The organism is Pseudomonas brassicae (assembly GCF_010671725.1).
Classification (GTDB): Bacteria; Pseudomonadota; Gammaproteobacteria; order Pseudomonadales; family Pseudomonadaceae; genus Aquipseudomonas; species Aquipseudomonas brassicae.
This window is the reverse complement of sequence record NZ_JAAHBU010000104.1, coordinates 1-13166: the sequence shown is the minus strand read 5'-3', so window position 1 is coordinate 13166 and position 13166 is coordinate 1. Positions and strand designations below refer to the sequence as shown.

10 protein-coding genes and 2 pseudogenes are annotated in these 13166 nt (G+C 59.0%); 11 read left to right on the top strand and 1 reads right to left on the bottom strand.

The window, feature by feature from the left end; all coding sequences use genetic code 11:
* Nucleotides 1–167: 167 nt before the first annotated feature.
* Nucleotides 168–2408, bottom strand: coding sequence for a putative bifunctional diguanylate cyclase/phosphodiesterase (locus G3436_RS08895; protein WP_163943734.1), 2241 nt, complete (start codon nt 2406–2408; stop codon nt 168–170).
* Nucleotides 2409–3842: 1434 nt separating this feature from the next.
* Between G3436_RS08895 and G3436_RS08890 the strand changes: the two genes are divergently transcribed.
* The 11 genes and pseudogenes from G3436_RS08890 to G3436_RS08845 all read left to right on the top strand — a co-directional run bounded on the left by G3436_RS08890 (nt 3843) and on the right by G3436_RS08845 (nt 13044).
* Complete coding sequence (locus G3436_RS08890; RefSeq protein WP_163943731.1) at nt 3843–4520, top strand: thermostable hemolysin; 678 nt, start codon at nt 3843–3845, stop codon at nt 4518–4520.
* Entirely contained in the window at nt 4510–5973 is a 1464-nt protein-coding gene (locus G3436_RS08885; RefSeq protein ID WP_163943728.1) for an AMP-binding protein, read from the top strand. Before G3436_RS08890 ends, G3436_RS08885 begins: the two co-directional genes overlap by 11 nt.
* A gap of 8 nt (nt 5974–5981) precedes the next feature.
* Nucleotides 5982–6662 carry an iron-containing redox enzyme family protein gene (locus tag G3436_RS08880; RefSeq protein WP_163943724.1) on the top strand — a complete coding sequence of 227 codons (681 nt, stop codon included), beginning with the start codon at nt 5982–5984 and terminating at the stop codon, nt 6660–6662.
* The gene (locus G3436_RS08875) at nt 6649–7455 is read left to right on the top strand and encodes an SDR family oxidoreductase (RefSeq protein WP_163943720.1); all 807 of its coding nucleotides are present in this window, start codon (nt 6649–6651) and stop codon (nt 7453–7455) included. Before G3436_RS08880 ends, G3436_RS08875 begins: the two co-directional genes overlap by 14 nt.
* Nucleotides 7452–8093 carry a tetratricopeptide repeat protein gene (locus tag G3436_RS08870; protein ID WP_163943716.1) on the top strand — a complete coding sequence of 214 codons (642 nt, stop codon included), beginning with the start codon at nt 7452–7454 and terminating at the stop codon, nt 8091–8093. The genes G3436_RS08875 and G3436_RS08870 overlap by 4 nt, the downstream gene beginning before the upstream one ends.
* Before the next feature lie 2 nt (nt 8094–8095).
* Nucleotides 8096–8757, top strand: a pseudogene (locus tag G3436_RS08865) (response regulator).
* Nucleotides 8754–10148 (top strand): sensor histidine kinase, encoded by a 1395-nt coding sequence (locus G3436_RS08860; protein ID WP_163943714.1) that lies wholly within the window; start codon nt 8754–8756, stop codon nt 10146–10148. The pseudogene G3436_RS08865 and the gene G3436_RS08860 overlap by 4 nt, the downstream one beginning before the upstream one ends.
* 51 nt (nt 10149–10199) lie before the next feature.
* Complete coding sequence (locus tag G3436_RS08855) at nt 10200–10742, top strand: cytochrome b (protein ID WP_163943711.1); 543 nt, start codon at nt 10200–10202, stop codon at nt 10740–10742.
* 218 nt (nt 10743–10960) lie between these two features.
* Nucleotides 10961–11671 (top strand): annotated as a pseudogene (locus G3436_RS28830) (MCP four helix bundle domain-containing protein); the annotation flags it as partial.
* On the top strand, nt 11666–12274 hold the full coding sequence (locus G3436_RS28825) for a methyl-accepting chemotaxis protein (protein WP_420801190.1): 609 nt from the start codon (nt 11666–11668) through the stop codon (nt 12272–12274). The pseudogene G3436_RS28830 and the gene G3436_RS28825, both read left to right, overlap by 6 nt.
* Before the next feature lie 512 nt (nt 12275–12786).
* Nucleotides 12787–13044 (top strand): helix-turn-helix domain-containing protein, encoded by a 258-nt coding sequence (locus G3436_RS08845; RefSeq protein ID WP_163943705.1) that lies wholly within the window; start codon nt 12787–12789, stop codon nt 13042–13044.
* Nucleotides 13045–13166 lie beyond the last annotated feature (122 nt).

Below are 13166 nucleotides of genomic sequence, written 5' to 3'. Positions count from 1 at the left end.
GGCCAGGCGTGTTGAGCAGAGCTTGGGGCTGAAGCGTTCAGTTCCCCAAACGCATCTGCACCCAGCAAGAGATCCAAAGCGCTCACCAAGAACGCTCTAGGACAGAAGTGGCAACTGAAGTGTAGTTCAGGACTACCGGACTCGTTTGAATCTGCGAATTTTCCTGTTCAAACCCGCGAACAGACAAGACCGGGCGTCAAGGACCGGGATGCGCGTAGGCTAAGGAAGGCTTTGAGGTCTGCACAGGGCATCGGTTTGGCAAAGTAATACCCCTGAAAAATATCGCAGCGACTGCCCTTCAGGAAATCGATTTGAGACTTGGTTTCCACACCTTCGGCAACCACCGTCAGGCTGAGGTGATGGGCCATGGAAATAATACCTTGGGTGATCGCTGCATCGTGATGGTCGGTAGCGATATCCTGGATGAAAGAACGGTCAATCTTGATCTTGTCGATGGGTAAACGCTTGAGGTAGCTGAGGCTGGAGTAGCCGGTGCCGAAATCATCGAGCGCAATGCGTACACCTAGAGCCTTGAGCTGGTGCAAAGTGTTGATGGCTTGTTCAACGTTATGCAACAAGAGCGACTCTGTAATCTCCAGTTCCAACTGCCCGGCGCTAAGTTCGTACCTGTTCAGCACTGCCTGGATACATTCGACGAATTCCCCCCGCAGGAAATGAATCGGCGAAATATTCACGGCCATCGAAAGACCTGTGATGCCCTGTTCGCTTAGCTGTCGCAGCTGTGCGCAGGCGGTATCGAGCACCCAAAGGCTCAGCGCGATGATCTGGCCACTGTCCTCTGCCACCGGCACAAACACCGCTGGCGAGATAAATCCTTTTTCCGGATGATCCCAGCGCAGCAACGCTTCGATCCCGACCACCCGCCCCGTGCGTGCGTCTATCTGCGGTTGGTAATGCAACTGGAAGGATTGAGTTTCGATAGCCTTTTGCAGGTCATTGCGCAGGCTCGCGTGCTCGCAAACACGTTGATTTAGGTCGCTGGTGTACCACTGAAAGTTGTTGCGCCCTTCCTGTTTGGCTTTGTACATGGCCATGTCCGCCTGCTGGATCAGTTGCATCGGCTTCTCGGTGTGGCCATCGCTCAGCGTGATGCCGACGCTTGCACTCACATGCAGGTCAATGCCCTGGATGCAGTAGGGTCTGGCAATGCTGGCCATCATGCGCTCCGCTACCGGTACAGCGTCCTCGTCACGAAGCAGGTCAGGCAGCAGCACAATGAATTCGTCACCGCCCATGCGCACGATGGTGTCACCGGGACGAACTTGCTGGGTCATACGTTGCGCCACCTCGATCAGCACCTGATCGCCAAAAAAATGCCCGATCGAATCGTTAATGGATTTGAATCCATCCAGGTCAATGCACATCACCGCCAGACGCCGATTACGCCGACGACTGATGTGGCAATCCAGAACCAGTCGCTCTTCAAGCGAAACACGGTTAAGCAAACCGGTCAGCCGATCATGGCTGGCGTTGAAGCTCAATTCGTGTTCGAAATGTTTCTGCGCGCTGATATCCCGGGCAATGCCGAATACTCCGACAATTTCTCCGTTGACCATGATGGGCAGGTTGGAGATATCCATGGTCAACAGTTGCTCACTTTCGTCGCGAAGCTGTGCCTCGAAGCGCTGAGGCGCTCCGGCACGGGCTGCGCAAAAATGCTGACTGACCCGCTGCAGATCCTCATCGAGCACCAGATGGGAAAAGTGATGACCAATGAAATTGATTGCAGTGTGTGGTTTCAGCTTCAGTCCTGCTGGATTCACACTTTGAATGTTGCCGGCCAGATCGAGGGCGAACACCGGATTGGGGTTATAGGTGAACAATGAACGAAACCATTGTTCGCTTTCCTCCAGGCGCCGACCGTCACGCTCATGGCGGATCGCAATGACTGCCAGCTGGGCGGCAAAGACCAGTTGTTGAATCTGTGCGTCGTCCGGCGCATGGATACTCTTTTGGTACAGGGCAAATGTGCCTAACACAGTTCCTTGATGGGAGAGCAAAGGAACTGACCAGCAGGAACGCAGGTTATGCTCCTGCGCCAGGCTGCGGAAGCGTTCCCAGTTCGGGTCCCGGGCAATGTCTTCGGTGACTACAAGCTCACGCCGGAAAGCTGCGGTGCCGCAGGTCCCTTCGTGCGGACCAATGGCCATGCCATCTATCGCCTCACTGTACTCGGTCGGCAGGCCGGGTGCCGCGGCGTTGAGCAAGTGTTTGCCCTCGGCATCCGCCAACAGAATAGAGCAGTAGGTTTCGGGAGTCTGTGTGTCGAGCATCTGGCAGATGGCGCAGAGTACATCGCCCAGATGCTGATCGGTCGCAATCATGCCGAGAATGTCACGTTGCGATTGGTGGAAGGTCTTACTCTGAAAGCTTGGACGAGGATTCATGGTAAATTCCTGAAGACTCTCGATTCGTCCGGTCTTCAGAGAGCCAGAAACAGTGGCAGGCCGATCACTGTCCACTTGTGTGTCGGATACACACTCTATAGAGCGTTGACCCGTTAAAAACAGGCTCAGATCCCCAAAAAAAAACAGGATCACATTGTTGCCGTCTGGCTGACTTCGCTTTCTCGACTTGTGGCAATCCCCCCTACAGCCCTTCACGACACCGCAGTTGGCCAGATTGAACGCTGCAATTTAAGCCCGATTGTTCACCCGTGGCTACGGAGTGGGCGATGCCAAGACGACGCCGCACCCTAGCGATTTCGTCCGAGCCCTACAGACCGCTCCTCTGGAGTTCCGTCATACTGCCTATGGCCGAAAGCAGTCATTTGTGGACGGCAGCTATCGACCCATAGCTGCCGTGGCCAAAGGCCGAAGTCGGCCAGAAGCAGTCGGTGCCACTACGATTGATTGGGATAACAGGTCATTTGTAGTGTTTGAAGCTCTGGCAGATCATGTCTAGGTCATCCCACGGCGTGCTGTACTGCCCCGCATGACCACAACCCGGAAGATGCTCAAAAGCCTTTCCTCGGTGAGTCTCAGGCTGTCGGGAATGACATGTCCTGCAAGTCACAACTCCACCAGCAAGGCGCCAGCGGGTATTCCAATTAATCAAATCTTCGTTTGCGGTCATGACGTTATCCGGATGGCATCCTTCCATCATATCCGAGTAGACTCCTACGCACTCGCTTCGCTCATCGTGGCTCCTGAAGTTCCATCTGTGTCTTTCTCCGCCAACTTCCGACGGAATTGTTCCGCGCCTGTCAGCTTTGGGTCGGAAGCAGTCGCTCACGAACGACCCCTTTCGACCCAAAGCGGCCTGCCAGAAAGGCCGGGGGAAGATAACCATCGTTGAGTAAGCGTCAGTGACGAGATGGTATAGGTGCGCCAAGCAAGCTTGCCTGATACGCCGAAACCGTCTGAAAAAGGCTCTCCGCAAGAAGGCGGAGGCGTTCGACCTCATCAGATGCTGCTCCCGCATTCTGAGCCTCGTGATAGCGGCGCAGCGCTTCGATCGCCTCTTTAGTCAACGGCTCCAACGAAACGATAGCGTCAGAAAGTGACTGCCTCATAGATGGTTATCCAGATACTGAGCCTTCAGCTTAGCTCCGAATCTGGCAGACCACTGTGATGGTTGGTCGTAGGTTTCTGTCCCAACGCCTGAAACGACCACGATCATTTTAGCCCGCCCAAGTCCTACAGAAGCAGGCAAGGTCCTGACGCCTTCTTCGTGAAGGCGACCTGCGTAGAGCTAATGAGCATGGACACGCTCGCACTTCTCAGCCCAGGTCAGTAAGTCACTGGTTTGTCGGGTCCTTCAGACTCCCTTCAGATTCGACGCCGATACTCCCCCCATCGAGCCCAATCGGGGGGAATTTCATGACCCAGCTTGAATGGAGCAGCCTGCTCCCATTGTCTGTCGGCAGCCATGCCGAGCGTCACGCGCAGTTGTCCCTTCACCGAGATCATGATCCTGGTCGCGGGGAGCTGGAGCACTTCATTCACGAATGTTTCGCCGCTATCCATCAGGCAGATGTGCAGCATTACTTGCCGGAACTACTGGCGCTGTACGACCGTCACGGGCGGCTGATCGCAGCAGCCGGCGTTCGTCCGGCCCACGCTGGACCGTTGTTTCTCGAGCGCTATCTGGACGAGCCACTGGAGGTTGCTGTTTCACGGCTGGCAGGCAGTGCGCTGGAGCGCGATTGCCTGGTCGAAGTGGGCAATCTGGCGTCGCTGAGTGCTGGCAGTGCCCGAATTATCATCATCGTGGTCACTTGGTTGTTGGCCATCAGGGGACTGAAGTGGGTGGCGTTCACAGGTGCTGCCTCGCTGATCAACAGTTTCCAGCGCTTGGGTCTGCGGCCCAGCGTGCTGGCAGTGGCCGATCCCGCTCGCCTGGACGGAGAGCAGGACCAGTGGGGTACTTACTACGCCCAGCGCCCTCAGGTCTTCGCTGGCAATATCGGTTATGGCTTCGACGCCTTGACCCGAGCAGGGGTATTCCAGCGCCTGGGCTTGCCGGCGATCACCCAGGAGACCGGCCATGCCGCGTGAGTTAGAGCGTTTTCAGCAGATATTGACGATAAATGCCCGGGATCGGAGCGACGAAGTCGCCCTGCAGGGTGCTACCCGACGTCTGACCTGGATGGAACTCCTGGTTGAGGTAGGCGCACGTGCCAATGCCTTGCGCGAGCAGGAGCCTGGTGCTTTGTTAATGGCCCTGGACAACGGGCCCGAGGCCTTGCTCTGGGACCTGGCGGCGCTATTCGCTGAACGGCCATGTGCATTCATACCGTCGTTTTTCAGCACCGCACAGTTTGAGCATTGCCTTCAGCAGAGCGGCGCTACCTTGGCATTGGTCGAGGAACAATGGAACGAGCGCCTCATCAAGCACTGTTTCAGCCAGGGCGATGGTTTCTGGACGCGGGTTGTCGCGGTATCCACAGCGTTGCCCAAAGGGACCGCAAAGATCACCTATACCTCCGGCAGCACTGGCCGCCCCAAGGGCGTGTGCCTGAGCGCCGACACTATGCTGCGGGTGGCTCGGGAGTTGGAGGCGGCGAGCCGTGAAACTGCCGCGCATCGCTACCTGGCGGTACTGCCGCTCGGGATTCTGCTGGAAAACCTCGGCGTCTATGCCGCGTTGATGGCCGGTGCCTGCGCGCTGCTCTATCCGCAAACGCAACTGGGTATAGGCGGTGCCAGTCAGGTGGACTTCAAGCGCTTGCTCGGTGCCATAGCTATGAGCGGTGCGCACAGCCTGATCCTGGTACCGCAATTGTTGATGGGCTTGGTCTCCGCGATCGAACGTGGACTGATGCAGGTCGGTCCGCTGCGTTTCGTCGCCGTGGGCGGCGCCCGTGTATCCCCTGGTCTGCTGGCTCGCGCCGAAGCGATCGGCCTGCCGGTGTTCGAGGGGTACGGCCTGTCCGAGTGCGCATCGGTGGTAGCCCTTAACCGGCCTGGCTCGGTGCGTCTGGGTAGCGTTGGCAAACCGCTGCCCCATGTACGGGTAAGGATCGCCGAGGACGGCGAGGTCATGGTCGCCGGATCGACTCTGTTGGGTTACCTGGAAGAGCCGTCATTCCAGGCGCAGTGGTGGGCCACCGGTGACCTTGGTTATTTCGACGAGCAGGGCTACCTGTACCTGAGCGGGCGTAAGAAACACCAGTTCATTACCAGCTTCGGGCGCAACGTCAACCCTGAATGGGTGGAAGCCGAACTGACCCAGGGCGGGATACTGGCCCAGGCATTCGTGCATGGCGAGGGCCTGCCGCGCAACAGTGCACTGCTTTGGCCCCTGGATCCGAATGCCAGTGACGACACCATCGAACAGGCGGTCCGGCAGTGCAATGCACGGCTTCCAGATTACGCCAGGGTGCATGCCTGGCGGCGGCTGCCGGCACCCCTTGATAGCCGCGAGGAAACCCTGACCGCCAATGGCCGCCCCCGACGCGAGGCGATCCTGAAGCGTTACCACTCCCTGTTATCCGACATTCCGTTGTGAGGTTCGCCATGTCCTTTTTCGACACCCTGCAAATGCAAACCGCCCAGGAACGCCAGGCGCTGTTTGCCGTCCCGGTAATCCGTGAGGCACTGGCCGGCGAGGTCAGCCTGGACAATTACATCGCCTTCCTGACCCAGGCCTATCACCATGTCCGTCACACCGTGCCGCTGATGATGGCCTGCGGCGCGCGCTTGCCGTCGCGCCTGGAGTGGCTACGCGGTGCAGTTTGCGAATATATCGAGGAGGAGTATGGCCACGAACAGTGGATCCTCAACGATATCCATGCCTGTGGCGGCGACTGGGAGGGCGTGCGTGACGGCCGTCCGGGGTTGCCTATCGAGCTAATGGTGGCCTACCTCTACGACCTGATTGCCCGCAGCAACCCGGTCGGGTTGTTTGGCATGGTCAACGTGCTCGAAGGCACCAGTATCGCTCTGGCGACCCAGGCCGCCGAGACTATCCAGAGCACGCTGGACCTGCCTGACAAGGCCTTCAGTTATCTCAGCTCTCACGGTGCTCTGGATCAGGACCACATGGCCACCTACCGGAACCTGATGGATCGCCTCGACGACCCTGCCGACCAACAGGCAGTGATCCAAGCTGCCAAGGTGGTGTACCGCCTGTACGCCGCGATGTTCCAGAGCCTGCCGCGTTCCGGTCAGCAAGAGGTGCACCATGCGCTTGTCTGATTCAGTGGTGATCCTTACCGGTGCCAGCGGTGGCATCGGCCTGGAGCTAGCCGAGCAACTGTGCGCGGCCGGCGCCCGGGTGCTGGCTGTGAGCCGGCAGATGGGCAAGTTGGCCGGTTTGTTAAAACGCTACCCGCATCGGCTGTCCTGGCAGAGCGCCGACTTGCGTACTCGCGAAGACCGTGAGCTGGTCGTGGGACGGGCCCGGGAAATGTGCGGGGTCAATGTGCTGATCAATGCGGCCGGGATCAATCGCTTCGCTTTGCTCGACCAGTTGGACGAGCATACGCTCGACGAGTTGCTGGATATCAATCTCAAGGCGCCCCTGCAATTGACCCGAGCTTGCCTGCCCTTGTTACGCGCGCAGGCTAGTGCACTGGTGGTCAACGTCGGCTCGACCTATGGTTCGATCGGCTATCCGGGTTATGCCACCTACTGCGCCAGCAAGTTCGCCCTACGAGGCTTTTCCGAAGCGTTGCGCCGGGAGTTGGCCGATACCACGGTGAATGTGCTGTACGCCGCCCCCAGGGCTACCCGCACGAGTATGAACAGCAGCGCCGCTACCGCCCTCAACAAGGCTCTCAAGGTCGGTATGGACGATCCAGCGGACGTTGCCAGAGCTGTGCTTGAGGCTGTGCAGTCCGAATGTAGCGAACTCTATCTGGGTTGGCCGGAAAAGCTCTTCGTACGCCTCAACGGCATGCTGCCGGGGGTGGTAGATCGTGCACTGCGCAAACAATTGCCAGTGATCCGTCGTTACATCGGCAGCCACTCCAAGGAGTCGATCAAATGAAACGTTTTTTTGTAGCCAGTCTGCTGGCATTCAGCCCCCTGACCTGGGCGCTGGACCAGACGGGCACCCAACATCTGGGCGAGTTGCAGCAACGCTGGGCACAGATCCAGTACCAGACACCAAAGGAGCAGCGTGCAGCCGCCTTCGAGAAGCTGGCCAGCGATGCCGCAGGCTTCGTTCATCAATACCCCGACGCAGCCGAGCCGCTGATCTGGGACGGTATCATCAACAGCAGTTGGGCCGGTGCTACCGGCGGGCTGGGCGCACTGAGCAAGGCCAAGGCGGCGAAGGCTAGTCTGGAGCAGGCAATGAAACTGGACCCCACCGCCCTGCAGGGCTCGGCCTACACCAGTCTGGGCACGCTGTACGATCAGGTACCCGGCTGGCCGATCGGATATGGTGACGCAGACAAGGCCGAGACCCTGTTGCGCCAGGCTTTGCAGATCAACCCCAACGGTATCGACAGCAACTACTTCTGGGCCGATCATCTGTTCCGGCAAAAACGCTATGGCGAAGCCCGCCTGGCGCTGGAGAAAGCCTTGCAGGCACCACCGCGGCCGGGACGCGAGCTGGCCGACCAGGGCCGGCGCGGCGATATCGATGCTTTACTCAAGGCGATCAAGGATAAACAGGACTGACTATGCGGCTGCTGCTGGTTGAGGACGATACCGCACTGGGCGAGGGGATCTGCGATGGCTTGCGCCAGGAGGGCTATACCCTCGACTGGCTGCGGGACGGGGCAAGTGGCTTGCATGCTCTGCAGCATGAGACATTCGACCTGGCGATCCTCGATCTGGGCCTGCCGCGTCTGGACGGCATCGAGCTGCTGCGGCGGTCAGGGCTGGGGGCGACAGCCTGCCGGTGCTCATCCTCACTGCCCGGGATGCCACTGAGGACCGAATCACCGGTCTGGATGCCGGTGCTGACGACTACCTGGTCAAGCCGTTCGACCTCAACGAACTCAAAGCCCGCCTGCGTGCCTTGCTGCGGCGCAGCGCTGGGCGAGCCAAGGTGCTGATCGAACATGCCGGCGTCAGCCTCGATCCTGCAACCCAGCAAGTGCATTACAACGGTGAGCCGGTGATCCTCACGCCCAAGGAGTATGTACTGCTGCATGAACTACTAGCTCAACCGGGCAAGGTCTTCACCCGCGAGCGCCTGACCCAATTGCTCTATGGCTGGGACGAAGAACCGGAAAGCAACACCCTGGAAGTGAATATCTACCACCTGCGCAAGAAGCTGTTCAACGGCCTGATCCGCACTGTGCGCGGTATCGGCTATCTGGTCGAGGGCAAGGCATGAGCTCGCTGCGACAGCGAACGCTATGGCGGGTGATGCTTTTGCTGGTGCTGGGGACCAGCCTGTTGGCGCTGTACAACTACCATGACAGCCGCCGCGAAATCACCGAGGTCTATGATGCCCATCTTGCACAGAATGCTCGCCTGCTAGAGGGCGTAATGAGCATTCCGGTCCAAGACGGTAGCCGTGAGGAACTTTACCAGGCCTTCAACGACGCCCTGGGCAAGGCTGGGCGGCACAGGGTTGGCCATCCTTATGAAAGCAAGCTGGCCTTTCAGGTCTGGGATGATACCGGCAAACTGTTGGTTCATACCCCCAGCGCCCCGGTCTTGGGGCCGCTTCCAGTCTCTTCGGGCTTTGCCGATTTTCCGGTCAATGGTGAACAGTGGCGCGGTTTCGTCCTTCCCGTACCAGAACGGCATTGGGTCATCTGGGTCGGCGAACGCGAGGATGTCCGCTACGACCTGATCGACCGGATCGTCCGTCATACCCTGTTTCCCTTCCTGATTGGCAGCCTGGCCCTCGCCTTGCTGGTCTGGGCCGCGATCGGATGGGGCCTGCAACCCTTGCAGAATATGGCCAATGTCATCCGCGCCCGGCATGCCGATTCTCTGGAGCCGCTACAACTGGTGCCCTTGCCATCGGAGCTGGAACCCATGCAGGCGGCTATCAACCGTCTGTTGGCACAGATCGAGGACCTGTTGCGTCGCGAGCATCGCTTCATCGCCGACGCGGCCCATGAAATGCGCACCCCGCTGGCCATCCTGCGCCTGCACGCACAGAACGCCCAGGCGGCCACCACCGAGGCCGAACGGCAAAAGGCCCAGGGCTTCCTGATCGGCGGTGTCGATCGCCTGGCCCGGGTGGTCAACCAGTTGCTGACCCTGGCCCGCCTGGAGCCGCGCCTGGGACAACGTGCGAGCCCCCCGATCAATCTCACGCAGGTTGTCACCGATACATTGGCGGAGTTGACCCCTTGGATTCTCGACCGTGGCCTGGAGCCGTCGCTGGACATCGGCGAGGGTGATCACCATCTGGCTGTCGATCCGGGCGTGCTGGGCATCGCCTTGCAGAACCTGGTGGCGAACGCGGTGGAGCACTCACCGGCGGGAGGGCGAATAACGGTGTCGCTCAGGCAGTCAGACGGTGAGGCTGAGTTAACCGTCGAAGACGAAGGGCCGGGTATCGACGAGGCGAGCCTGTCGCGAGTGTTCGAACGCTTCTACAGCCGAAACAGCCCCAATGGCGCCGGTCTTGGACTATCCATCGTCGCCACCATCGTTGAGCGCATGGGCGGGCAGGTGCGTCTTGAAAACCGGGCGATCGGTGGACTTGCCGCGACCCTGTCGATCCCACTTGAGCGTAAGGCCGCCACGGACTTCAGACTTCCTTAAGCTTCAGACGGCACCTTGGCATCGTCTGTTCCACTCCGAGAGGCCAAGGATATGAAGCGCGACTCAAGCACTGACCGTTACGGTCGCCTGTCCATCATCATGCACTGGAGCATGGTAATCCTGTTCATCGGCATCTATGCCTGTATCGAACTGCGTGGGGCCCTGCCCAAGGGGCATGTTCTGAAGGGGCCTCTGCTGGGCTTCCATGGTCTGCTGGGCCTGGCGGTCTTCGCGCTGGTCTGGGTCCGCCTGCTGGGCCGTCTGACTCCCCGCCCGCCGATACGGCCGCAACCACCGGCTTGGCAGAACGCGGTAGCGCAACTCATGCACCTGGCACTGTACGGCCTGATGATCGTCACACCATTGCTGGCCTGGTTGATGCTGAGCGCCGCAGGCAAACCACTACCGTACTGGGATATCTCGCTGCCATCACTCATCTCTCTAGATCCCGCCTTGGCCCGACAACTAAAGGGCTGGCATGAATGGTTTGGTAGCGCCGGTTATTGGCTGATCGGCATGCATGCTGTGGCGGGTCTGCTTCACCACCACTGGTTCAAGGACAACACCCTGAGGCGCATGCTGCCAGGTCGTTGAGCGAAGAAGCATGCCTTGCGGCAACTGCCGCCGCATGCCTCGTGCCACATCAATCCCGCCTTTGCACTGAATAGAATAATGATCTCGACGGCGTCTGCCGATCGGGCCGCAAACCCCTGGCGTGCGTTGCCTATCAACCTGTTGTAGCTATTCGGGAACTCATCATGTGGTTTAGACAAATACGGATTGGCTTGCGCTCGACCTTGGCATTTTAGTCGTTGGGGCTTTTGTTGATCGTGCTGGGGCTCATCTCGCTCTATCAGATGAACCAGATGGATGGGCACAGCGACGAGGTCAATGACAACTGGCTGCCATCGATCATGGCGGTCAACGATACGAGTGCGACCAGTTCGCGCATTCGCGCCATGACCTTGCGCTATGCGCTGGTGGAGGGGAGTGCCAGGGACAGTACGCTGGCTAGCCTGGAAAAGGCCGAACGCGACCTGGAAACGAGCGAGCGCCGTTATGAATCGCTGATTTCGTCCAAGGAGGAACGTGCACTGTACGAGACCTACAAAGCCGCCAAGGCACTCTATATGGAGCAGTCCAGGATGACCGTTTCACTCAGTCGCTCCGGCGATCTGGAGGCGACCCGGCAGTTGGTGGCGCAGAAGCTCGGCGACTATGCCGAAAACGTTGCCAGGGCTCTGGACGAGCTGACCCGGGTCAACGACGAAGGTGCCAAACGTGCTGCAACCGCCACCAATACCGCGTTCAACGACTCAATGAAGATGGTGATCTTCATCATGCTGGTGGCCGTATTGCTGACCGCTGCACTCGCGATGATTTTCACCCGAAGCCTGGTCCTCCCCCTGGCGCAAGCGGTGGAACAGGCCCGGGTAGTAGCGTCCGGCGACCTGAGCCGACATGTCGAGGTCGTGGGCAAGGACGAACCGGCACAGTTGCTGAGCGCCCTGCAGGACATGCAGGTCAGCCTGCGTGGCACCATCCAGCATATCGCCGACTCCGCCAACCAGTTGGCCTCTGCCTCCGAACAGTTGCATTCGGTGACCGAGGACTCGACCCGTGGCCTGCACCAACAGAATGCGGAAATCGAGCAGGCAGCCACCGCTGTGAACGAGATGACCAGCGCCATAGAGGAGGTGGCGCGGAACGCCGTGAGCACCTCGGAAGCCTCGCGCCAGGCCGACCAGACGTCACGCAATGGTCGTGAGCAGGTTGGGCAGATGGTCAGTTCCATTGTTCGGCTGGCCGAGGACGTCACCCAAACTTCCGGTAGTGTCGAGCATCTGGCCAATCATGTACGTGACATCAGCCAGGCGCTCTCGGTCATTCGTGCCATTGCCGAGCAAACCAACCTGTTGGCGCTCAACGCTGCTATCGAAGCTGCCCGCGCCGGAGAGCAAGCACGCCGCTTTGCGGTGGTGGCCGATGAGGTAAGGGCACTGGCGCATCGTACCCAGCAATCGCCCCAGGAAATCGAACAGATTATCGCGGCCATCGACCAAGGCTCCAGCCAGGCCGTGGCGGCGATGCGCACCTGCTGGTGTCAGGATTGCCTAAATAGCTGAACAAGGGCACTAAACCTAATGTTTCCCCGAAGAAAGTGGCTTCGATTGCAGGTGGAGAGTGCAAGCCAATTTCAACCTCACCGTTCACTACAAAGGTGATGGCGTGTCTTGCGAAGGTGACGGCAGCAAGGTCAAAACAGCATTGAGTTCATCTGCGCTGATTAATATGCCAGAGTCTGTAATGCGCCTAGCCCACTCTGCACCTGAAAGCTCCTCGCACAACCTGACCACATGCCCATAGCGCTCAAAAGCGCCCTTCAGGTCACTGACCATTTCGGGATAGCTCGGACCGCCATCAAAACGTATCGACAGCCGCCCCAACGGCGAACGCCTGATAGCGTACCTATGCGGCTGAGCAGTGGAAAACCTCCCCCTTCCGCACCATTGGATAATCCATTTCCACACTCTCAGCATGCGTCGCCCTCTCTGACGCCCACATGCTAACTAAAACCTGTTTTGGGATAAACCTAAATTAGGATTATTTAGGTATCCGGCTCTGATCCGGTGACCCTATGAAAACCATCTATTCCACGCCCTACCAACGGTTGCTCGCCCTGCTGGTGGAAGCACGCAAAGCGGCGCAGATGACCCAGCAAGACCTCTCGGCTCGGCTCGGACGACCGCAATCCTATGTCTCGAAGTACGAAAGAGGTGAGCGAAGGCTGGATGTGATTGAGTTCCTGAATGTCGCTCGCAATATCCAAGCCGATCCTTATCAATTGCTACGCGAAATCGAGCCCATGCTGATTGCTGGCGCTGTTCAGACATGAAGGCTTCGCAGGCCTCAAACAGCCATCAAACAGGTGGAGCGTCACACACGCTGTATCCCTGCATGTATCCCTGACAAGTTCAACCTTGTGAAACTCAAGCCTCCAGCGGTGGCGACAATCCA